Origin of the sequence: Paenibacillus sp. NRS-1782 (assembly GCF_050467685.1) — a bacterium.
Taxonomy (GTDB): Bacteria; Bacillota; Bacilli; order Paenibacillales; family Paenibacillaceae; genus Paenibacillus; species Paenibacillus terrae_A.
The window spans coordinates 1-21,146 of record NZ_JBITPH010000076.1 but is presented as its reverse complement, the minus strand read 5'-3'; the positions used below and the strand labels follow the sequence as shown (position 1 = coordinate 21,146).

At 44.5% G+C, this 21,146-nt stretch carries 16 protein-coding genes and 1 pseudogene; 10 read left to right on the top strand and 7 right to left on the bottom strand.

The window, feature by feature from the left end; translation table 11 throughout:
• Positions 1-631 (bottom strand): annotated as a pseudogene (locus ACIFQM_RS23840) (YVTN family beta-propeller repeat-containing protein); the annotation flags it as partial.
• 303 nt (positions 632-934) lie between these two features.
• On the bottom strand, positions 935-1,705 hold the full coding sequence (locus ACIFQM_RS23835) for a hypothetical protein (RefSeq protein WP_430039551.1): 771 nt from the start codon (positions 1,703-1,705) through the stop codon (positions 935-937).
• Between the two features lie 217 nt (positions 1,706-1,922).
• Between ACIFQM_RS23835 and ACIFQM_RS23830 the strand changes: the two genes are divergently transcribed.
• From ACIFQM_RS23830 to ACIFQM_RS23810, 5 genes are all read left to right on the top strand, one after another.
• Positions 1,923-2,336, top strand: a complete 414-nt coding sequence (locus tag ACIFQM_RS23830; RefSeq protein WP_430047869.1) for a GntR family transcriptional regulator — start codon at positions 1,923-1,925, stop codon at positions 2,334-2,336.
• Positions 2,333-3,046: an ABC transporter ATP-binding protein gene (locus ACIFQM_RS23825; RefSeq protein WP_430047872.1), complete on the top strand. Its 714-nt coding sequence runs from the start codon at positions 2,333-2,335 to the stop codon at positions 3,044-3,046. The genes ACIFQM_RS23830 and ACIFQM_RS23825 overlap by 4 nt, the downstream gene beginning before the upstream one ends.
• A complete protein-coding gene (locus ACIFQM_RS23820; RefSeq protein ID WP_430047874.1) occupies positions 3,043-3,810 on the top strand; it encodes an ABC-2 transporter permease in 768 nt (255 codons plus the stop codon). The genes ACIFQM_RS23825 and ACIFQM_RS23820 overlap by 4 nt, the downstream gene beginning before the upstream one ends.
• A gap of 39 nt (positions 3,811-3,849) precedes the next feature.
• A complete protein-coding gene (locus ACIFQM_RS23815; RefSeq protein WP_430047877.1) occupies positions 3,850-4,335 on the top strand; it encodes a CcdC protein domain-containing protein in 486 nt (161 codons plus the stop codon).
• 490 nt (positions 4,336-4,825) lie between these two features.
• A complete protein-coding gene (locus ACIFQM_RS23810; RefSeq protein ID WP_430047879.1) occupies positions 4,826-6,049 on the top strand; it encodes a stalk domain-containing protein in 1,224 nt (407 codons plus the stop codon).
• 159 nt (positions 6,050-6,208) lie between these two features.
• On the opposite strand, the gene ACIFQM_RS23805 is transcribed toward ACIFQM_RS23810, so the two are convergent.
• The 3 genes from ACIFQM_RS23805 to ACIFQM_RS23795 all read right to left on the bottom strand — a co-directional run bounded on the left by ACIFQM_RS23805 (position 6,209) and on the right by ACIFQM_RS23795 (position 13,025).
• The gene (locus ACIFQM_RS23805; protein WP_430047882.1) at positions 6,209-7,216 is read right to left on the bottom strand and encodes a LacI family DNA-binding transcriptional regulator; all 1,008 of its coding nucleotides are present in this window, start codon (positions 7,214-7,216) and stop codon (positions 6,209-6,211) included.
• 180 nt (positions 7,217-7,396) lie between these two features.
• Positions 7,397-10,837 carry a GH36-type glycosyl hydrolase domain-containing protein gene (locus tag ACIFQM_RS23800; protein WP_430066282.1) on the bottom strand — a complete coding sequence of 1,147 codons (3,441 nt, stop codon included), beginning with the start codon at positions 10,835-10,837 and terminating at the stop codon, positions 7,397-7,399.
• A 13-nt stretch (positions 10,838-10,850) separates the two neighbouring features.
• Entirely contained in the window at positions 10,851-13,025 is a 2,175-nt protein-coding gene (locus ACIFQM_RS23795) for a glycoside hydrolase family 3 N-terminal domain-containing protein (RefSeq protein WP_430066280.1), read from the bottom strand.
• A gap of 493 nt (positions 13,026-13,518) precedes the next feature.
• Between ACIFQM_RS23795 and ACIFQM_RS23790 the strand changes: the two genes are divergently transcribed.
• Genes ACIFQM_RS23790 through ACIFQM_RS23780 form a run of 3 tightly spaced genes read left to right on the top strand, consistent with a single transcriptional unit; the run spans position 13,519 to position 16,566 of the window.
• Positions 13,519-14,772, top strand: a complete 1,254-nt coding sequence (locus tag ACIFQM_RS23790; RefSeq protein WP_430039529.1) for an extracellular solute-binding protein — start codon at positions 13,519-13,521, stop codon at positions 14,770-14,772.
• Positions 14,773-14,808: 36 nt separating this feature from the next.
• Entirely contained in the window at positions 14,809-15,693 is an 885-nt protein-coding gene (locus ACIFQM_RS23785; RefSeq protein ID WP_430039526.1) for a carbohydrate ABC transporter permease, read from the top strand.
• 18 nt (positions 15,694-15,711) lie between these two features.
• Positions 15,712-16,566 carry a carbohydrate ABC transporter permease gene (locus ACIFQM_RS23780; RefSeq protein WP_430039524.1) on the top strand — a complete coding sequence of 285 codons (855 nt, stop codon included), beginning with the start codon at positions 15,712-15,714 and terminating at the stop codon, positions 16,564-16,566.
• 220 nt (positions 16,567-16,786) lie between these two features.
• Here ACIFQM_RS23780 and ACIFQM_RS23775 read toward each other — a convergent pair whose 3' ends face one another.
• Both ACIFQM_RS23775 and ACIFQM_RS23770 read right to left on the bottom strand, forming a co-directional pair.
• Positions 16,787-18,544 (bottom strand): hypothetical protein, encoded by a 1,758-nt coding sequence (locus ACIFQM_RS23775; RefSeq protein ID WP_430066278.1) that lies wholly within the window; start codon positions 18,542-18,544, stop codon positions 16,787-16,789.
• Entirely contained in the window at positions 18,541-19,596 is a 1,056-nt protein-coding gene (locus ACIFQM_RS23770; protein ID WP_430039519.1) for an AAA family ATPase, read from the bottom strand. The genes ACIFQM_RS23775 and ACIFQM_RS23770 overlap by 4 nt, the downstream gene beginning before the upstream one ends.
• A 104-nt stretch (positions 19,597-19,700) precedes the next feature.
• Between ACIFQM_RS23770 and ACIFQM_RS23765 the strand changes: the two genes are divergently transcribed.
• A complete protein-coding gene (locus ACIFQM_RS23765; protein ID WP_430039517.1) occupies positions 19,701-20,033 on the top strand; it encodes a hypothetical protein in 333 nt (110 codons plus the stop codon).
• Positions 20,023-21,096 (top strand): HigA family addiction module antitoxin, encoded by a 1,074-nt coding sequence (locus ACIFQM_RS23760; RefSeq protein ID WP_430039514.1) that lies wholly within the window; start codon positions 20,023-20,025, stop codon positions 21,094-21,096. The genes ACIFQM_RS23765 and ACIFQM_RS23760 overlap by 11 nt, the downstream gene beginning before the upstream one ends.
• The last annotated feature ends 50 nt before the right edge of the window (positions 21,097-21,146 follow it).

Genomic DNA, 21,146 nt, shown 5'->3' with positions numbered 1-21,146 from the left:
CAACTCCAGTAACACCCGTTAGGCCAGTAGCTCCGGTAGCCCCGGTAGCCCCGGTAGCACCAGTAACGCCAGTGGCTCCCGTAGCTCCCGTAGCTCCCGTAGCTCCTGTGACGCCAGTGGCTCCCGTAGCTCCCGTAGCTCCCGTAGCTCCTGTGACGCCAGTGGCTCCCGTAACTCCCTTAACTCCAGTAGCACCAGTAATGCCGTTAGCTCCCGTAGCTCCAGTAACTCCGGTAGCGCCAGTGGCTCCCGTTAGCCCTGTCGGTTCCGCACCTTTTGCTACAAGCAATTCGGAAGATACAATACGGTGAGCTGTCACTAACTGCCCCATTGAATTTTTACCCCAGACTGAAACTTGAATTTCATTTTCTGTAACACTTTCATCAGTGGTAAAAACAAACTCAAATGAATCAAAATCAGCATAATAATCTTTTGTAATCACTCCATTTGAATTTACAGTTATAAAATCAACCGCGTATAACGTTCTTGTACCATTTAGATAAAAACCCTGAATCAATACCGTAGAAGAATTCACAGTATCACAGTTATAAATTTTCACGGTAACTCGATGAGTAGGCCGAACACCACTGACATAATTATTTTCTATGGGTCCAGTTGATATAACTACCATATATTGGATTCTCCTTTCGTCTAAAGTAACGAGGCTATAATCCTATCACTAATGCCTCCTCTTCTATAACTAGTATTGAGATTCGAACGTTCACGATTTATATAATATGTAACATCTATATATACGTGTGGACATTCCCTATGTGATAAAAACCCCTTTTGATAAGTAAGCTTTTTTTGTGGGGCAAAAAAATACCGCTCTGTCTGCCAAAAAAGCAGGGGAGCGGTATTTTTAATCCGTATGCTTTTGTATGGGAGAGCCGGATCATGAAAAACGTTACGGGTAGCTGTATGTGACGACAGGCTACTTCGTTGCCGCTGACTTAGCCGGAGCTTTACTTGTTCCTACTGGCGGTTGGGAAGGTTTAACGCCGTTTACTAAATCCGTAACCATTTTCTCTAGGTTAGAGATTCGATTATTGTATTCGGTGTCAGTAACTTTACTGTTTTTCTTTTCTTCGGCCATCCTCGATTTCGTGTCGGAAACGAGCAAACTAATGACTTCTTTCACGTTCACGCTTTGTGCCTTTGCGATCGCAGCGAGCGTTTTATCGGCTTTCAATTGTGTGTTCAGTTCACTGGAAGATAGACCTAGCACCTTCAAAAGGGCTTTATTCTCCGCATAATTACCGCCCGCCGTTTTCGGGCCGTTGGCATCGCCAGGAAGTACATTCCCTTTGGTGGCGAGCAGTTTCTCGGCCATAGCGGAATAGTCCGTTGTATTGGATGCGTTAGCTCCGACAGGAGGGTTTTCCTTCAGCCATGTGGAGAGATTGGTTTTCAGTTTTTCTTTGGACACGCCTTGCTTCTCAGCCACTTCACCCAAGGTGTTTTGTTTGAGCTGGGTTCTAAGCGCATCGTTATCAAGGGATAATAGCTTGCCCAGCTTGTCCTGAAATTGACCGATTTGTCCAAACTGTCCTTGTGCATCTGTAGGCGGCTTTTGTGAAGCATTAGCAGATTTGTCAGCTGTAGCGGCAGCAGCGTGAACCGCGCCCGCAGAATAAAGTGCTCCACCTCCTAAAATTGCCAATGCCATCGTTCCTGCCAAAATCGCTTGTTTGGTGTTCTTCATCTTTATTTTCCACCTTTCGGTTAGGGTGTGTTTGGTACGAGATTTATCATAAGATTTGAACTGGAATGCTGTCTGAGTGCAAGCTGAGCGTTTGCTGAATCGTTTTTTTTAGGACGGCAAGATTAAAATTTTAACTGAATATTTACTTGTATTATGTGTATTAAGTGATATGATACACTATATGCACGATAGATGTAGTGAATTAGGGGGAAAACCCATGGAAGAGCAAAAGGTTGGCTCGCTTCGATTTTTAATTGATTTTAGCCAGCCATTATATGAACAAATATTAAATCAGGTACGAAGCTCCATTGCCAAAGGGGAGATTGAAATGGGAAGCAAAATGCCGTCCGTTCGTGATCTGGCACAGGAATTGCGTATGAATCCGAATACGGTGATGCGGGCGTATCAGGAGCTGGAGCGAGACGGACTGACTGAGAAGCGGCGCGGCTTGGGAACCTATGTTACATCGTCCAGTGAGCGGGTAGACAGCTTTCGGGAACAACTGGCCCTGACGTATATAGATCAGTTCCTGGGACAGATGAGCAGTCTGGGGCTGTCATGGGAGGATGTAGAGCGGTATATAGGAAGCAAACAGAATGGGAAAGATGAGGAAGGAGGCGAAGGGGCATGACGGAATCTATTGTGGTTGCGAGTCATCTGACGAAGCAATATGAAAGTAAAAAAGCGCTGGACCAATTGGATGTCGTCATCCCGGCGGGACGCATTGTAGGCGTGCTTGGACCCAATGGTTGCGGGAAGTCAAGCTTGTTTCGAGCGATCACCGGATTGATTCGGCCGGACGGAGGCGAGCTTTACGTGTTGGGGCAAAAGCCAGGTTGGGAAACCAACCGTGGCATATCCTACCTGCCTGACCGGGCTCGCTGGTACCCCAATCATACGGTGCAGCAGACACTGGAGTGGGGACAGTCCTTTTTGCCTGGCTTTAATATGAAGGATGCGCATAAGCTGGCTGATCTTATGGACGTAGAGTTGGAGTTGAAAATGACCGGGTTGAGTCGCGGGCAGGAAGCACGTGTGCTGCTGATTCTGTGTCTGGCGCGTGAGGTTCCGCTTATGATTCTGGATGAACCGTTTGCTGGTATTGATGTCCTTTCCAGAGAAGCAATCGTGGCCGGTATTATTGATTATTTGGAGGAGCGGAAGCAATCCATACTTATGAGTACGCATGACATTCAGGAAGTGGAAGGCTTATTTGATTACACGATTATGATGGACCGCGGACGGGTGATATGGTCCGGTGATTCGGATGATCTACGTGGAGAGCATGGATCACTGAATCAGGTGTTCCGCAATTTGTACAAAAAGGAGTGGAAGGCGTGAATTCATCAGGGCTGTTCAAAGATTTGATACGCCATGAATTTCGAAATAAAGGAAGCTGGAGAAAGCAGAGCCGCAATCGGCTGCCCAGATCGTGGAGACTTGTATATTTCTCACTATTTCTAATTGCGGCGTTCGTTATTTCCTTGTATTTCGCGCTTCACAACCAACTCGAATTGACAAGGCTGTGGTATGTCACCCGGGGCTTGCCGTACATGATCATTTTCATGGGTGTGGGAAGTCTGAGAAGAGAATGGGAGAATGACACCTACGGATGGTGGCTGACCCTGCCCTATCCGCGCATGTGGCTGATTAGCGCCAAATGGATTGCTGCTATTTTACAAGCCGTGGTCGTGACATTGTTCCTGTTTGTGGTAGGTTCTCTGTACGCGCTATTTATCTCATCAACCATCCAGCCTTATACGTTTGCGGATGCTGCGTCCTTTATTATAGCTGGATTGAACTGGTTTGTGATGATTATCGCTTTCACACCGTTTGTTATTGCGCTGGGTCTGCTGACGGTCAGTACCAAATACAGCACTTTGCGGCCGATTAGCCCGATACTGTGGATTCTTTTGATGGGTGGCGGGAGTGTCTTTTATTGGTCAGGCGATCAGGGGCTTTATGAGCAGTTTGACCATCTTCAGGCAGGGCAATGGTTTCCTTTTACTTGGCATTTCCCGGTTGTGGTGTTGATCAGTTGGGTGGCTGCATACGCATTAATCCGATTGAACGCTTATTTGCTGGAGAAGAGGCTGTCAATTTAGCAAACGATCCACTGACATATATAGGAAGGGAGTTTCACTATGGCGACGATATTCATCTATGCATTGTTGGCTGTTTTGGTGGGGCTGATGATCTGGTTGAGAACCAAAAGACGAGGGGGGCCGGTCAAAGGAAACGGGGTGCGTCTTTTGCTTCCCATGTTTATTGCATTCCCACTCATGATGATGTCAGTGTACCAATTGATGCATATTCCCGGCCAAACGCATGCGCTTCCCGCCTTTTGGGAGCTATTGGCTGCTGGGCTGTTAGGTGCGTTGTTTGGTTACGTCATTCTGCTGCATACGGCATATGAGAGACGGGACGACGGACAGATTTATCCCAAGCCGAACCCATATTTTAAATACATTATTATCTCCATTATTTTGCTTCGCGTCGTTTTGACCCAGTATCTTAGTAGCTTGGGTACGACCGAGATTAGTCTACTGGCGATTACGATGGCGGTCGTCTATATCTCCATCTGGCGAATTGGGAGCTTCATTAAGTTTCGGAGAACGTTATCTGTATAACAATATCAATGGGGTTAACAGCGGTTTACTATTTAAAAAGCGTTCATCCGCTTGGTGATAGGAGCCGCTTTTTTTGAGTTAACTTCATTAGTACATTTTATTTATAATGTCGAATTGTCAAGCCAAGTGCGACAGTTCCTGTGTGAAAGATTCGTGAGCGGTTTTCCACCCCAGGCATTCTTGGCAAGTAACATTGCTATGTACAACTATGTTGGCTATGCATTAAGTGGTCCTCCGTATCTTATTCCTCAAGCGCTACTGACTTGGATTTATCTGTTCTTCCTGGTTGGTATGGTCAGCTCGATTTGGATGGGGAGGCGTAGTATCCGCCATTATGGTCTTCTTGCTGTTTCAAAAGAATCGATTGGGGTTTAAAGGAAAGGAGAGGATGTTGTAAATTATTTTTTTTGTGGTAAGTTGTAACTTCATTAGTTACATAAAAGGGAATCGTTTTCCATATTATTTTATAAGATGAGAGGAGCTTACATTCATGAAAAAACATACGGTTACCGCTGCACTCGCTGGCTTGCTCGTACTATCTTCTGCTGTACCGACCTTAGCTGCCGAGGTAAAACCCCCTACAGGTATTCAGGTTTGGATAGATGGCAAGAAAGAGGCTTGCAAGATTGCTCCTATCGTGGAAAATCAGCATGTTCTGATTCCTTTGAGACAATTGGCCTCCAGTTTGGGGATTCCGCTTGATTCCAAGCATATTACGTTCAGCACAGCGCGTCAAAGCACGACAATCCGTTATGATCAGGCGACGGTTGTACTGGTGTCGGGCAGTCCGGAAGCGCAAATCAATGGAATTAAGGTGCCGCTGTCCACTTCGACGATTTTAACCAAACAAGGGGTGACCTATGTTCCGGTGGATGTCGTTAAGGAGGCATGGGGCAAGCAAGTGACTTGGGACCCGGCCAGCCAAACCGTGCAAATCGGGATAAGCAACAAGGATAAGGTTGTTGAGATTCTGAAAAGCTTTGAAACCGGAGATACGAAAGCGGCCGAAACTTGGGTTAGCAAGGATCAATATATCCAGCATAATCTGAGCTTTGCCAACGGTAGAGAGGGCTTGATCGAAGGTATTAAACAAATGAAAGGAGCCAATACACAGGTTGATATCCAAAGAATCATTCAGGATGGAGACTATGTAGCCGTTCATTATAAGGAAACGGATGATGGCAAACCAAGTGTATTGTTTGATATTTTTCGGTTCGACAAGAACGGTAAGATTGTTGAGCATTGGGACAACAGTCAGGAGCTGGCTCCAGCCAATCCGAGCGGCCGTACGATGATTGACGGAACGACAGCAATCACAGACCTTAACAAAACCGAAGCAAACAAAGCGTTGATTCGCAAGTTTGTGGATGATATCCTGGTGGGCAAGAACCGCGCTGCATTGGAAAGCTACTTTAACGGTGATCATTACATTCAGCATAATTCCTTTTTCGGTGACGGTGTTTCCGTGATTAAGCAATTATTCCCCGCAGCTGATGGAAACCAGGGAAAAGCCTCGGGATACGATAAGGTGCATAGGGTCATTGGAGAAGGGAACTTCGTACTGGTTGTGAGCGAAACCAAATCGCCTGAGGGGAACACGACTGCTGTCTATGATATGTGGCGCGTAGAGAACGGCAAGGTGGCAGAGCATTGGGATGTAGTTCAGAATGTTCCGGCTAAAGCAGAGTGGAAGAATACGAACGGCAAGTTTTAAAAACGGCATTCCCTTACGGTCGTTGATGTATTTGCTTGAGAATTTGTTAGGTTGAACAATAAGCATGACCAAAAGAACTTCCAACCCGTTATTCCGGGGCAGTGGAAGTTCTTTTTTTTGCAGGATAGCGTGTGAATAGACATGCTTCTATGATGTTCGTCATAAGGTATTCTGTTCATCAGGAGTGCTTAATACTGCGCCTGCTGATTCTCTTTGGACGAGCGTGACGTACAGCCGTTCATGCTCCACGTCTTCCCCCGCTATGATTTTGAGAACTTGTTCGGCAGCTACTGAGCCCCATTTACGTTTGGAGTAATCAATGGTCGTCAGTCGGGGCTGAATATATTGTGCCAGCTCGATATTATCAAAGCCGACGATATGAATGTCTCGGCCGATGGTAAGCTCCGACTGAGCCATTCGATTGTAAAAGCCTACTGCCATCTCATCATTGAGGCAGAATACCGCGACGGGTTCAGAATCCGGGCTGACATGTTGCTGTAAAATGATCTCGGCCGCCTGTTCGCCGCCCGATTTTTCAAAATCGCCGCCAATCTCGATCATTTCGGCGGTGCCGCTGCGCTCAATCGTCTGTTTGACCGCCTGCATCCGCTGCCATGAATCATAAGAGCCGTCCGGCCCGGTGACAACGTACAGCTTGTGGTGTCCCATTTCCAGCAGATGCTCTACCGCGAGAGCGGCACCTGCTTTGTTATCCAGCAGTACCTGATTAATGTTGGGATGATTCAGCTCACGGTCCAGTACGACCATTTTATGCCCGCGCTCGGCGTAATTCAGCAGTTCCTGACTATCGAACGTCTGATCCAGTATGATGGCTCCATCAATCATGCGCTCCGGCAGCATTCGGTGAGACTGCTTGCCGCTGCATACGATGAGGTCATAGTCTTTTCGGTTCAAAATTTCCTTGATGCCGTACAACAAATCTCCATAAACGTCTCCACGGAAATCGGTTAGGAAGACGCCGATAATTTTGGTTTCCCTTTTTTTGAGATTACGAGCGGCGGCATTCGGCACATAGTTAAGCTCTTTGGCAATAGCTAAAATACGTGCGCAGGTCTCTTCCGTTACCTTATCACTGCCGTTCAATGCGTATGAAACGGTAGATATGGAAACGCCCGCCTGTTTGGCGATATCTTTAATGCTGACCACATCGTTCCCTCCTTTTCGCCAGTCTTATACATGCTATTGTATATTCATTATTAACCACATATCTATTCCAAATGTCGTATTCCTACACATAAGCAGCAAAGGGCGATCCCGCAAGATCGCCATTGCTTTGTGCCTATACCTGATTTAGAATCGCTCTTGGGATTGAAAGCAACATGCTCTTTATAACTTAATCTCCAGACGGTGTACACCGTCATGCTCTGCTAACGCCAGCTCGAAGGTCTTGCGCTTGATGCGCAGGGCACCCGAACGGTAGCGATTGTCATCGACTGGCTCGCTCTCCAGTGGTGTTCCGTTCAATACCGCACGGCCTTGTTCATCACTGCTATGCTCTTGCCGCATGCGGTAGACGAAGGTAACGGGTTTACCGGCAAAGGAAAATTCGAATTCCAGTCCGTCGAGATCATCCGGCAGTACAGGGTCCAGAATCAGGTCTTCGCCCGACTGACGGATGCCAAGGACATTCGATATGAGCTGATTCATATAGATCCCCGGACCACTGGAGTAGATTCTCCACCCGCCTTTGACTGGAACGGCACCTTCACGCAGTTCATCAAACCGCTCTTGTGCTTCGTAGCGGGTATTAAATTTTCCGTCCGAGCTGCTAAAATACGCGTTGCTCTGACGCCATTCGGCGTTTGGTACGGACGCTCGAATGCCAACCGGGTTGATGAGCTTCAGGCTGTGCCAGGCGTCATCTTTGCGACCGAGCTTGGCCATGGCTTCCGCGAAGCGGATATGGGCATGCACATATTGCAGCCCGACCTCGCGTCCGAAGTTGGCCGCTTGCTCTGCACGCTTGAAGTGCGAACTCACACCGCCATCGTACTGTGCAGGGCGGTTCATCAGACGCACGCCATCCGGGCACAGGAATTGCTCGCGGATGAGCTGCTCATGAGCCAATGCTTGCTCCGGCGTGAGTAGCTGGCTGATCATGCTGCGTGTCATCGGCAGCAAGCGGTAGTGAATCCCCGTCTCCGTATCGGACGGATGGAGCATCAGCTTGGGCTGACCGGGTTCTTCCATATACACGAAGCCCGGGATAATACCGCTCTCCAGCATGTAGCGGTTAAAGTCCTTGCGGATGCCTTCGGCCATCTGGTGCAGCTCCTGTGCGATCTCGGCGGCTCCGCGTATGACGCCTGCCGGGGCTTGCTCCAGTGCAGTAGCAAAGTTGCGAACCACCTGATAGGTGAGTGCAACGGTCCAACTGCTCGCCATGTATTGCTTCAGTTGAGTGTTGGCTGGCTGGAGTGTGTCATCCCAATCGCCGTCGCCGTAGGCTGACAAATGTGTATCATGAAGGAAATTCGCCCGAATATATTCGATTTCCTTCATCGCATGTTCCATGAGGGTCGCGGTCTGTTTTGTATAATCAAAAGTATGTCGGTTGGTGTAGGGTACATTTTCTTCCAGAATACTGTAATCCCGGGTAGCGGTCAAATAATCTCCCAGTACCTTGAGCGGCCAGACGATAATATCACCGTGGCTCTCTTCTTGTTGAATGCGAGTATAGTTGTCGAACATAAACCATTGCGGCCAGTTTCCGCTATCTTCGTACTGATGGCTGAACACGGTCAGTAGAATGGAACGGACTTCGTCAAACTTTTGCACGGCTGAAAAATATTCCACCGGGCCCTGACATACATCTCGTGTTCCCCAAGCTGCACCACCGTATTGCTCCAGACCATGAGGCACGGAATAGTGGACAAGCATATTGTGGGTATACCACCAGGCCACCGCATTCACACGGAACAGCTCGCTGGTTTCATGTCCGCTATGCGTCAGATGGAAGCCGTTCATCAGCCCGGAAAAATATTGCCGATAGCGCTCACGCTCAGCTTCGAAAGAGGCATCTCGTTCCGCATGTGCTTGACCTTTTCCGGATGGATAGCCATGCAGCCAGCCTTGCACGGTGCAGGTCCATTCGCTGCTGTCGCCCAGCTCCAGCACGACCAGAGATGCATCGGGGGAGGCTGTACCCTGTAGCAGCGTGTGAGCGTCGCTCACTTGCTGTAACGGAGCGCCTTGTACCTGCATTCGGTACAACAGGTCCGGGTAGGTTTCAGCGCTCAGGGAAGCCTGGTCTGCGCGGAAGAGCAGGTCCTCGCCATCCCGTTCCATATGGAACGGAAGCTCATATTCGTTCACATGCATGGACATTTGCTGAGTAACAAGGAATGGATAGGTTTTGCCGCTTGCCGAACGAACGTGAAGCTGTACTTCTGGCGTATCGGCGTTGGTATGATTTGTAATGATGAGCGTATCGTCAGCAGTTTTGTAATACCAGCGCACATAGTTAAAGCCGATCTCGAACAGGGAAGGCATCGTGAGCAGACGGTATTTCCCATCGATTCCCACATAGATACGCTGGCCGGATGTTTTGGGAATATTGAGTGCATTACGCGCGTTTGTGATCATTTTATTGAAATTCGTGTTGCCAATTACAAGCTGGGAGTTGAACACTCCGTACATATAGGAGGTGGTTGTAATGGTTTCTTCCTTACCTCCCGCGTAATGCCCGCCCATTAAAATATGTCCGTGGGGACGCTCTACACGAAGCTCTTTGGATTTGAGTATGACATGTTCATAGCTGTCCGTGAAAAAGGAGAGCAACGTGTCGCCGTCCCGTTCTTCTTCCTGCCGTTTCGGGAAGAGCTGATCCAGCTCGGCTGCGGTCATATCCAGCGTGCGCAGCGGCTCCCCGATATTCTGGGCAGGAGCCACCCGCCCAGTTTGGAGATGACTTGTGACGTTCGCCGGGATGGCGGTCCCGGAAGCAGTTTCCATAATCGTCGCTACTTCTTCGCGTGCTTTCGTCACCAGTTCCTGGTATTCCAGCTTTGTAACGGCTGCCGGATGATTCGGCTGGTACAGGCCGTAAAAGGTAAAGTGTGCCTCCCCGGTGAGCTTTACCCGCTCGGATTGCAGCGCCGTATAAGCAAATTCGTACTGGTACACTTCATTGGCGAGCGAATCGCGGCGCAGTGCTTCTGGCTCGTTCGTTTCTTTATACGAAAGCCCAAAAAATTGAAATCCGTCCGTCGAATAACCGACGTTTCGGGTCAACGAGCCTTGCTGGATGTAAGGGAACTCTTGACTTTGCGGCTGGTTTTGACGGGAGCAAACCGTATAGCCTCTTTGTTCGTCATGGTAGACGATATGGTCGATATATTGAGACAGATAAGCTTCATTACTGCGTACAGCCGCTGTATCCGCAATGCCGATATCCTGACCGTACACGATATCAGCTTCCACGTCATCGCCCTGTAGAGTTACATCCCAGAACCATACCCCAAGACGGCTTAGCGTGAATGTCACCTGATAGCCAACACCTGATGTAAAGCCTTCCCAAATCATCTGTTGATCCGTTTGTCGTACTACTCCGGGTGAACGGACTCCCAGCAGGGGAGTGATGCTGACACCGGACGGACGGTACAGTCGCAAGTACAGGTTGTTCAGGGAACCGTCGACAGAATGGGTCAGCAGTTGATTGATCATGGTTGAGCCATGGGCGATTTTATATACATCACCGCTGCTCAAGAAGGTAAAGGACAGGTCTCCAACCCGCAGCAAAATATTTTGATCCAGATTTGTATTCATCAAAGGGTACGCCTCACTTTCCTGTTTCTTTCACTAAACGAAAACGTCCTTCGGTAGTATCTCGGCTGTTAGGTCCTGTAAAGACGGCGAATTCACCGCTGTCACTATCAAAGCTCAGGTCTGCATGGTGATAGCGCAGTTGAGGCTCGGCCAATGAAAATTCCACTTCCCGGCTTTCGCCCGGGGTAAGAAGAACCTTGCGGAAATCTTTCAGCTCTTTCATCGGGCGAACCGTATCTCCGCTGATATCACGGACATAGAATTGAACCGTTTCCTCGACAGGACGTGTTCCTGTGTTCGTTACCCGTACCTTCACGGTCAGTGCTTGACCGGGATTGAGGGTGTCGCTGGAAAGCTGTACGCTATCATAGGCTACTTTCGTATAGCTCAAGCCATAGCCAAACGGGAATAAAGGTTCGTTCGGTACGTCCAGGTATTGGGAGACGTAGCGTTCCTTTGTATTTGGATCCAGCTGAGGACGTCCTGTATTAAAATGATTATAGTACACAGGCACCTGCCCCACCGATTGCGGGAAGGACATCGTCAGACGACCCGTTGGTTCAGCATCGCCGTACAGCAGATCGGCAATCGCCGCGCCGCCTTCACCGCCGGGGAACCACGCTTCCAGTACGGCATCTGCTTCTTCAATAACACCGTGCAGATCCAGTGGGCGACCGTTGAAGAGTACGGCTACCATAGGCTTGTTCAGCGTTTTCAGGCGTTTCACCAGCTCCAGTTGGGCTTGTGGCAGGCGAATATCCGAGCGGCTGCCCGCTTCGCCACTCATATCCGAGCGCTCACCGAGCGCCAGTACAATGACCTCTGCCTGGCTGGCAGCTTGCAGCGCTTTTGCATATTGTTCTTCGGATATTTCGTCTATAGAGCATCCAGTCGCTACCGAGAGCAGCGAGGAGGATATTTTCGATTTGAAGCCGTCAATGACTTGAACAGCTTCTTCTTGCGAACCGCTCCACGACCAAGAGCCAAGGATATCACCACTCTCTGCAAAAGGCCCGATCAGTGCGATATGCTGACCGCGATTCAGTGGAAGAACGGAATCGTTTTTGAGCAGTACGCATGATTGGATCGCCAATTCCTTGGCAACCGCACGGTGAGCTTCGCAGAACACGACTTCACGTTCCCGCTCAGGGTCTGCGCCACGCAGCGGATTATCGAACAACCCCAGCTTTTGCTTGAGCTTCAACACGCGCATGACCGCTTCATCGACGAGCGCTTCATCCAGTTGCCCGCTGCGAATCAGCTCAGGCAGGTGCCCGTTATAGCAGGAGGTCATCATTTCAATGTCTACGCCTGCCAGCAGTGCTTTCTGTGCTGCCTCGCGCTCATCCTCGGCAATGCCGTGGGGAATAAGCTCCTTGATGGCGGCCCAATCCGAGATGAGCACACCGTCAAAGCCCCATTCGTCGCGAAGCAAATCGCGCATCAGGCGCTTGTTGCCCGTTGCAGCTACACCTTCTACGGTATTGAAGGAGGTCATCACCATTTCGCAGCCTTCATCTAACGCAGCTTTGTAGGAGGGGAGATAATACTCTCGCAACTGCCATGCGGACAGATCGACGGTATTGTAATCCCGTCCGCCTTCGCCTGCGCCATATGCGGCAAAATGCTTCACACACGCCGCCACCCGGTCCGTATCGTTCGTCAGGTCCTTGCCTTGAAAGCCGCGTACGAAAGCACGGGCAAATACACTGTTGAGGTAAGGGTCTTCTCCTGTAGATTCCATTACACGACCCCAGCGCGGGTCACGTACCAAGTCCACCATCGGAGCAAAGGTGACATGAACACCGGACACAGAAGCTTCTCTGGCAGCAATGGTAGCGCTCTCTTCTGCGAGCTGCACATTCCATGAACAGCCAATAGCCAACGGTATGGGAAAAATCGTTTTGAAGCCATGTACAATGTCTGCCATAATGAGAAGCGGAATGCCGAGACGGTTTTTGCTTAGATGTGCTTGTTGAACACGAATAGCTTCCTCGGCTCCTGCGATGCCTAGCACCGATCCGACGTTACGGACCGTTTCTTCTGTGATCCCCAGAGATGCCATAGGTCCGGTAATCTGGCCGTCCGTTTCCGCATCCTCAAAAAAGACTCCCACGAGCTGGAGCAGTTGATCGACTTTTTCTTCAAGCGTCATATTTTGCAGATAGGAATTCAATTGTTGTTCCATCATATAATCCTCCGTAAGCTGCTATGGTTGCAGCTTTCTTTTTCAGATCCATGAGATTTTTTGGTTAAGAATGATTCAAAGAAGCGACGGATAGGCTAATACTTTACATAAAAGCTTAGTATCCTGTCGTATTGTTAATCGAAACGTTTCTATTGTTGAACTCAGTTGGATTATATACGCTTTCAAATAGAGAGTCAAATCGAAATGGAGGGTCATTTTACCGAAAAAACAACAATTTATAGATGAAATAAAAGAAAATTGGGCATAATTCTAGACGAACAAAAAATAATATCCCTATTGAATACGGTTTCAATTTGTTTTATAATGACTATCGAAACGTTTCTATTGATGGGGATGGTCCTTACGCTTTCCACATATTTTCTATATGGGCAGGCTTTAATTGGCTTTAAACACTGTATACTTTAACGTGTGTAATCGAATCGGGTATCATATTTGAATGATCGCTGAGCCGGTCATCTCGGGAGGAATTTGTATGATGAAAAGAACGTTAGGGATCATTTTGGCAAGCACCTTATTACTGGGGGGCGCGTTGGCAGGCTGTTCGTCCAAGGATGGATCATCCGGCAAGGATGCGAATGGAAAAACGACGATTACCCTATGGGGCATGGGGGCGGAAGGTAAGTTGCTGCCTGAGATTGCAAAGGATTTTGAAAAGGAAAATCCTGATATTCATGTAGAAGTGCAGGCACTGCCTTGGGATAACGCTCACGATAAGCTGCTGACAGCAGTTGCTTCCAAATCCGGTCCGGATGTGGTTCAGTTGGGTACATCATGGGTTCCAGAACTTGCATCTGCGGGTGCATTGACGGACATCACCCCTTATATCAGTAAATATCCTGAGCTGGAATCGAAGAACTTCTTTTCGGGTGCTGTGGATACGGCAAAATTTGAGGGAAAACCTGTAGGCGTTCCTTGGTATACCGAAACGAAGATTTTGTTCTACCGTTCAGATCTATTGAAGCAGGTTGGATATAATGAAGCACCTAAAACGTGGGAAGAGCTTTCTGATGCTGCTCAAAAGCTGGCGGCGCGTGGCAAAGGGAAATATGGTATTGCCATTAATTCCAAGGAGCAGTCTCTGGGCTTTATGTTCGCTCTTCAGAACGGCTCCAAGCTGATGGATGAGCAGGGCAATCCGCTGTTCAACCAGCCGCCGTTTGTAGAAGCTGTGAAGTATTTGAACACCTTTTTCCAAAACGGCTCCAACGCCCTGGATCTTGGGATAGATTCCGTTCAGGGATTGCAAGGTGATGGTATCGTTCCTATGTTTATCAGTGGTCCTTACATGATTAGAGAAATCAAGAGCAAGGCACCTGAGCTGGATGGGAAATGGAATATAGCCGAGCTTCCTGGCAAAGTAAACAACCTGTCTGTTTTGGGCGGGTCGAATCTTTCAATTATGCAGTTTAGCAAGCACCCGGAGGAATCGGTCAAATTCCTGGCTTACATGAGCAAACCGGAAACGCAGCTGAAGTGGATGGAGCTGTCCAGTACCTTGCCTGCCGCTACCAAGCCATGGGAAGATGCAAAACTGAAGAGTGATCCGATGCTTCAAACGATTCGTAAACAGCTCGATCATTCCGCAGCATTACCGCAACTGGCAGCATGGGAAGAGGTTTCTCAGCAATTCATCAAGAGCTTCGAGCGCATTTACCGTGGTCAAGCCGACGTACAGAAGGAAATGGATGGATTTAACCAGCAAGCTGCAAGTATTATGAAAAAATAATGATCCGTATCCGTCATTGTCAAAGGGAGTGAAGGCATGAAAGGAAGCTCGCAGAAGCTTGCGCCATACTTGTTTATCGGTCCCTCCATCATTCTGCTGACGCTGTTCTCGTTGTTACCGATTTTACTGGCACTCGTGATCAGCTTCACAGATATGGATCTGTCAGGACTTGTTAATTATGATAATATTCGATTTATAGGACTGGAAAATTATAAAAATGTGCTAGTAGACCCTTCTTTTCTAAAGTCCATTGGGAACACTCTATTTTTCGTCATCATCGGGGTTCCTTTAGTGCTAATGTTTTCACTCAGCATTGCGATCCTGATCAACATGGGTAAATCACGTGCTTTCAAGGTTTTTCGTGTGGTGTTCTATCTGCCGTCTGTAACGAACGTGGTGGCGGTAGCGGTGGTCTGGAGTTATTTATATAATCCGACCCTCGGGCTTTTCAACTATGTACTGGGCATGATGAATCTGGATTCTGTTCCATGGCTGACCGATCCTACGATGGCGAAAATATCCCTTATTTTATTGGCTGTTTGGCGGGGAATAGGCTTAAATATGATTATTTTCATTGCTGCCATTAAAGGGATTCCGGGTTCTTACTATGAGGCGGCTCAGCTTGACGGGGCCAACACATGGCAACAAATTCGTTATATTACCCTTCCGCAGCTACGCTACGCCATTTTCTTCGTATCCATTACGACGATGATCGGCTGGCTGCAATTTTTCGAGGAACCGTTTGTCATGACCAAAGGGAAACCGCTTGATGGCACACTATCAGCATCCCTGTTTATATACAATAACGGTTTCCAATTTAGTAAATTCGGTTATGCCGCGGCGGGATCGTTCATTCTGTTCTTTGCGATCATCGCAGTGACGCTGATTCAGTTCCGTTTGCAAAATAAAGCGGAGTCCTGATAGAGAGAGGTGATGAACGTGAAAACAGCTGTTCAGCAAGCCCGCGCCAATTCGCGCAGTGGAGAAAAAACATTTCAATGGTTCGTGGCGATTCTCCTGACCGTGGGAGGTCTGTTGATGGTGCTGCCTTTTGCGTGGATGATTTTATCCTCCTTTAAGACGGAGAGCGAGGTAACCCAAATTCCTCCAACCATCTGGCCGCAGCATTTCACATTGGACAATTTTAAAACACTATTTGATAGCATGGCTTTTGGCACCTATCTGACCAATACGCTATTGATTGTATTAGCTTCCTTTTTGGGATTATTCCTGAACGCCATGGCAGGCTACGGCTTTGCCAAATTCAAATTTAAAGGTAAAGGCTTCCTGTTCTATTTGGTGCTGGCCACGATGATGGTTCCGGGGCAGGTGACGATGATTCCTGTATATTTGATTTTGAATCAGATGGGATTAACCAACACCATGATGGGGATTGTACTTCCTGGCTTGGTAGGTGCCTTCGCCATCTTCCTGTTCCGACAGTTCATGTCCGATATTCCGGAAGAACTGCTGGAGGCAACGCGCCTTGATGGTGCAGGGGAGTTTCGTACTTTCCTGCAAATTGTACTGCCTATCTCAACACCGATTTTGGCAGTACAGGCCATTCTGACCTTTATCGGCGGTTGGAACAGCTTCCTGTGGCCGCTCATTATTGCGAACGATGAGAAGCTGTATACGTTGTCCGTGGGACTGTCGTTGCTCAAAGGTCAAAATGAGAGCCAGTTTGCGCTCCAGATGGCAGGTTCGACCTTCATGGTCGTACCGATCATGATCATATTCATTGTTTTCCAAAAGTATATTATCGAAAATTATACGATTTCTGGAATTAAATAATAGTTGTAGCGGTGGGTTATAGGCTACACATAGCAACGGCGGAGTTTCTTGGTTTCATACCGAGGAACTCCGCCGTTTTGTTGTTTTATCATATTCAAGCATGGTTTAAATGTTATTCAATTTTCATACTCATAAAGAATCCATAAAAAGTTTTGATAATAAAGATTTAACTTTTATATTATGAAGGAAACCTTACATTGTGATCATATTTGACTTAACTCTAAGATTCTAAGACAATATCTAGATAATCTAATAAAGTTTCTTTTTCATCCTTTGTTAAAGTATAATCAGTATTTACTCCCACTTTATAGTATAAGAAAATAGGGTAATTACCCTGTGCCACTCTTCTTATATCACTACCATAACCTAATAACTTTAAACTACTTTTAAAGCTGTTAAGTTCTTCAATGTTTAAATTGTTTTTATGTCTTAATAATATATTAAAACAATCAATTCCATCCTTATAAAAATGTATAAAAATATCTTCTTCAATTTCCTCAAATAAAACAATGACTTGGTTTGTTAGTATTATTTTTTTCTTTTTTATTAAAGTTTTAATCTTTTTTGATTCTCTGATATTTTGTATTCTACTGTTGATTTCAATTTCAATGTATTCAGCAGTATCCATATCCTTATTTAATGGGAATAATTCAGAGCTATATAAATCTTCATTATTTTCTTTACCTACTAATAAGTTTGGTTTATTGTTTCTCGCCCAAATCATCTTTTGCAATTTTGAAGTTTGATTATCTATTTCTTTTGATAGTTTTTTATTGAGATATAAAGAATGAGTAATTAACTTACTTAAATTAGAAAAGCCTGTTACAACACCTAAAAAACAATAAGAAATAAAATAATTTTTTATAGTGTTCTCATGCAAAATTAATTCAAATTCCTCAAGTTTATCTTGTTTTAATAAAAAAACTAATAAATTTTGTGCAACTAATGAGTGTATATCTTTTATATCATGTTTATAATTTCTGTTAACTACTCGATCAGTTATTTTGTGAAGGTCATTAGCGTAAGCTGAATTCTTTTCTGGTATATTGGCTTTTAAATATTTTAATAATTCAATAATTTCTTGTTTTGAAAGAACATTATCATTGTTATGAGTTTGAACTAAATAATTAATTATTTTATTAAAAAAAGAATATTCCTCAGTATCCGATATAATATTTTTATTTAGTTGTATGTTATCAATGGCATAATCTTTAATCAATTGTGGGTATTGAATTTCGTTTAAGTTTTTTTTGTCGAAGGCTAGTCCTTTCTCATAATATTTTTTTGCCGTTACTAATTGATCGAATGCCACCTCAAAAAAAAGATTTTTTTTAGTGTCTATTTGCTTGATTATATTTTCAATTTGGTCTAAAACAGAGTTCGAATTTAGGTCATTTTGATACTCATGATATTTAACTAAGAAGGCATAAATGAGACCCTTAATTTGGTTGTGAATTTTATCGAAAAATAATTGTTTTTCTTGAAGTTCTATATTTGGTCTCGGAAAAGTGATTTGGTCCAGACTAATTTTTGTTAAGCTTTGCTTATTAATTAGTCTGAAATTTTCTCTATACTTTGAAACTAATTTAGTCTCTTCTACTAATTTAGACTTTGCTAGTACTACCCTTACATGTTCTTCTGAGAAAAAATTAAATTTAACTTTTCCTGGATTAAAATATATTGTTTCCTGTGTTGCATATACATTTTCTGAGAGGTCAAAAAGTTTAAAAAAAGATTCATCATAATCAATGTCAATTATGATGGGGTATTCCTCATACTCAAAATTAGCTTGTTCAACTATGTTAAACATAGGGGGGGTGGAAAATAAAGTTATAAAGTATTCATTTATCGCTAACTCAGTTGTGAAATGCCTTTTAGTTCCAAATTTTCGATTAGAATAAAAATTTTTAGGGGATATACTTTCTGTAGCAAGCATATCATTAAAATTTAATGAGCTAGTGGGAAAGTATAATTTCATGTTATTATCTCCTTATTGTTATTAAGTTCTTGAAAATCATATAGGTCTTTTGGTATACATGAAATAAATGGTGAAAGTTGATTACTATATAAAATGTCTAAGGTTTCACTAGCCCTTGTAGTAGCTACGTAGACTGCTTGTTGATAATTATGTTTTGTTGTACTAATTTCACAGCCTGGCATGAATACATGTTCAAACTGTAAACCTTTAGAGCTATGATATGTCATCAGTTTAGGTTTAGATGAATAAAAGTCCAGATTTTCTATGTTTCTATTCCCTTCTTTAACTTTTTTCTCTACATCTAAACCCAATTTTTTAAGATATTGTTCTGCCTCATGTACTAAATCATTATTGTGTACCAGTATAGCTACATCAGTCCAGTACTCCTTTTCTATAATTGTCTTCATCCAGTTTAGTTCCTCAAAGAAATTATTGCACTTAATTATACGGGGGGGTTCTCCACCCTCATTCACACATCTTGTTACAAGATCTGAATCGTTTTTTATGTAACTTGCAAACCGAGCGATAGTTTTGGGAAGCCTGTAGTTTTTAGTAAGCTTTTTGTGGTTCGCATCTTGTAGTTTCGAGACTTTCATTACGTTTTTCAAATTTAAACCCTGATCGTAAATTTGCTGAGCATCATCACCGAAAAATATAAAATTCTTCTTAGCCATTTGGATTAATTTGTGAAGCTGAAGCTCATTGAAGTCTTGTACCTCATCAACAATTATATAATCCACTTCCGTATATCCGCTAACTTCCAATTGGTCAAAATTCCAAACCTTATCAGGATCGATACCTAACTTGAGCACTCCATCTTTAACAAAAGATAGAAGTGCACGTGTGTAAAGCACGATTAAATAGTCGGTTATACCTGAATCTTCTAGTTCTTTTGCCTTTTGCAAAGCTAAAACTGTCTTTCCACTGCCAGCGCATCCCTCAATAAGGAGATTTCTGTTTCTGAGTATTCTAATCGCATATTGCTCGTCATCCAATGATGACTCTTTAACCATCCAGCGTCGATCAACCACATCGTCTAATTCAAAGTCCATGTTTATCTCCTTTTCATTGTGAATATATAGAATTATCTACTTCTCTATGATAACATATAATTAACCATATTGGTTAATTATATAAGGAAGAGGAGAATAAAAGTGTGGACATTTTATTCAGGAATACTCGACAGAAAGAGGTCTTTAGTAGTGAGAAGCTCTTAAAGACTGAGTATGGGCAACTTGCTAAAATAATTACTAAAAGAATGGACCAACTTAGAGCTGCTAAATCCATAAGTGAATATATGGCTTTCAAAATAGGTAATCCTCATTTTTTATCAGGAAGCTTTGACAAATGTATTGGTATTAATTTGACTGGGAATTTTCGCTTAATTATTGAACCGCTATATGATGATAATATGGATTTTTCAAACTTAAATCTTTCTTCTTTAGAAGTGGTAACTATTATGGAGGTGAAAGATTACCATGGGAGATAATCAATATTTAGCTGGAATTGCGATACCACCTGGGGAAACTCTACAGGATGTACTGGATGATAATATGATGACACAAAAAGAACTAGCTTTGCGGCTTGGTTGTAGTTCCAAACATGTGAATAAGGTGATTAAAGGAACGGCTTCAATTACATCGGATTTTGCACTTAAGTTAGAAGATGTATTAGGAATACCATCTCATTTTTGGATGAATCTTGAGGTTAATTATCAGGAAACATTATCTCGCCTTAATGCTATTCCTCAGTTGAAAGAGGAAGAACATACTCTCAGTAAATTGTCTTATTCGGAATTGGCTAAGCAGGGTTGGGTTCCAGCGACTAAAATAGCTATCGAACAAATAAAAAACCTTAGATCTTTTTTTGGTGTAGCTTCTCTAGAATCAGTTCCTTTACTACAACCAGTAGCTTTTAGAAAGTCAGATCACTATACCTCGGAGGACTATGCTTTAGCTGCTTGGATTACAAAAGCTGAAAATAAAGCTAAAGAAATAGACTCACTTCCATTTGATATTAATAAATTGAAGGGTTCTTTAGGCAAAATTAAAAAATTAACCGTTCGCCCACTGAAAGCCTCTTTCATTGAATTGCAGTCCATTTGTGCTGGATTCGGATTAAATGTGGTGGTTGTAGAACATATTTCTAGGACATACGTAAATGGTATGACAAAGTGGTTACCGAACAACAGAGCTCTAATAGCATTAAGTGTAAGAGGTGGATATGAGGATATCTTTTGGTTTACTTTTTTTCATGAAATCGGGCATGTATTGCAAAACAAAAAAAGTACTACTTTTGTAGATATGGAAGAGGACGACTTAGGGGAATTAGAAAAAGAAGCTGATGAATTTGCACTGGAAACCTTACTATCCTCACAGTCATATAAACTATTTGTTGAATCGCAATCATTTAAAGAAGTAGGTAAACTAAGAGATTTTTGTAGGAAGCAGTCCATTCATCCAGGCATCTTAGTAGGTCGTTTAATGAAGGATAACCACGTAAGCTATGGAGATCCTGTATTACAAAAATTAAGGACTAAGATTTCTAAATGAAATTCAAGCCTTATAATTATTTAACTAACATATCACGTCTGTTGATTAAC

Excerpts from the sequence above, each read along its gene's own strand:
- ACIFQM_RS23795 (WP_430066280.1), bottom strand. The coding sequence starts at position 13,025 with ATGGAACAACAATTGAATTCCTATCTGCAAAATATGACGCTTGAAGAA.
- ACIFQM_RS23800 (WP_430066282.1), bottom strand. The coding sequence starts at position 10,837 with ATGAATACAAATCTGGATCAAAATATTTTGCTGCGGGTTGGAGACCTG.
- ACIFQM_RS23810 (WP_430047879.1), top strand. The coding sequence starts at position 4,826 with ATGAAAAAACATACGGTTACCGCTGCACTCGCTGGCTTGCTCGTACTA.
- ACIFQM_RS23830 (WP_430047869.1), top strand. The coding sequence starts at position 1,923 with ATGGAAGAGCAAAAGGTTGGCTCGCTTCGATTTTTAATTGATTTTAGC.
- ACIFQM_RS23790 (WP_430039529.1), top strand. The coding sequence starts at position 13,519 with ATGATGAAAAGAACGTTAGGGATCATTTTGGCAAGCACCTTATTACTG.
- ACIFQM_RS23785 (WP_430039526.1), top strand. The coding sequence starts at position 14,809 with ATGAAAGGAAGCTCGCAGAAGCTTGCGCCATACTTGTTTATCGGTCCC.
- ACIFQM_RS23835 (WP_430039551.1), bottom strand. The coding sequence starts at position 1,705 with ATGAAGAACACCAAACAAGCGATTTTGGCAGGAACGATGGCATTGGCA.
- ACIFQM_RS23760 (WP_430039514.1), top strand. The coding sequence starts at position 20,023 with ATGGGAGATAATCAATATTTAGCTGGAATTGCGATACCACCTGGGGAA.
- ACIFQM_RS23770 (WP_430039519.1), bottom strand. The coding sequence starts at position 19,596 with ATGGACTTTGAATTAGACGATGTGGTTGATCGACGCTGGATGGTTAAA.
- ACIFQM_RS23825 (WP_430047872.1), top strand. The coding sequence starts at position 2,333 with ATGACGGAATCTATTGTGGTTGCGAGTCATCTGACGAAGCAATATGAA.
- ACIFQM_RS23775 (WP_430066278.1), bottom strand. The coding sequence starts at position 18,544 with ATGAAATTATACTTTCCCACTAGCTCATTAAATTTTAATGATATGCTT.
- ACIFQM_RS23815 (WP_430047877.1), top strand. The coding sequence starts at position 3,850 with ATGGCGACGATATTCATCTATGCATTGTTGGCTGTTTTGGTGGGGCTG.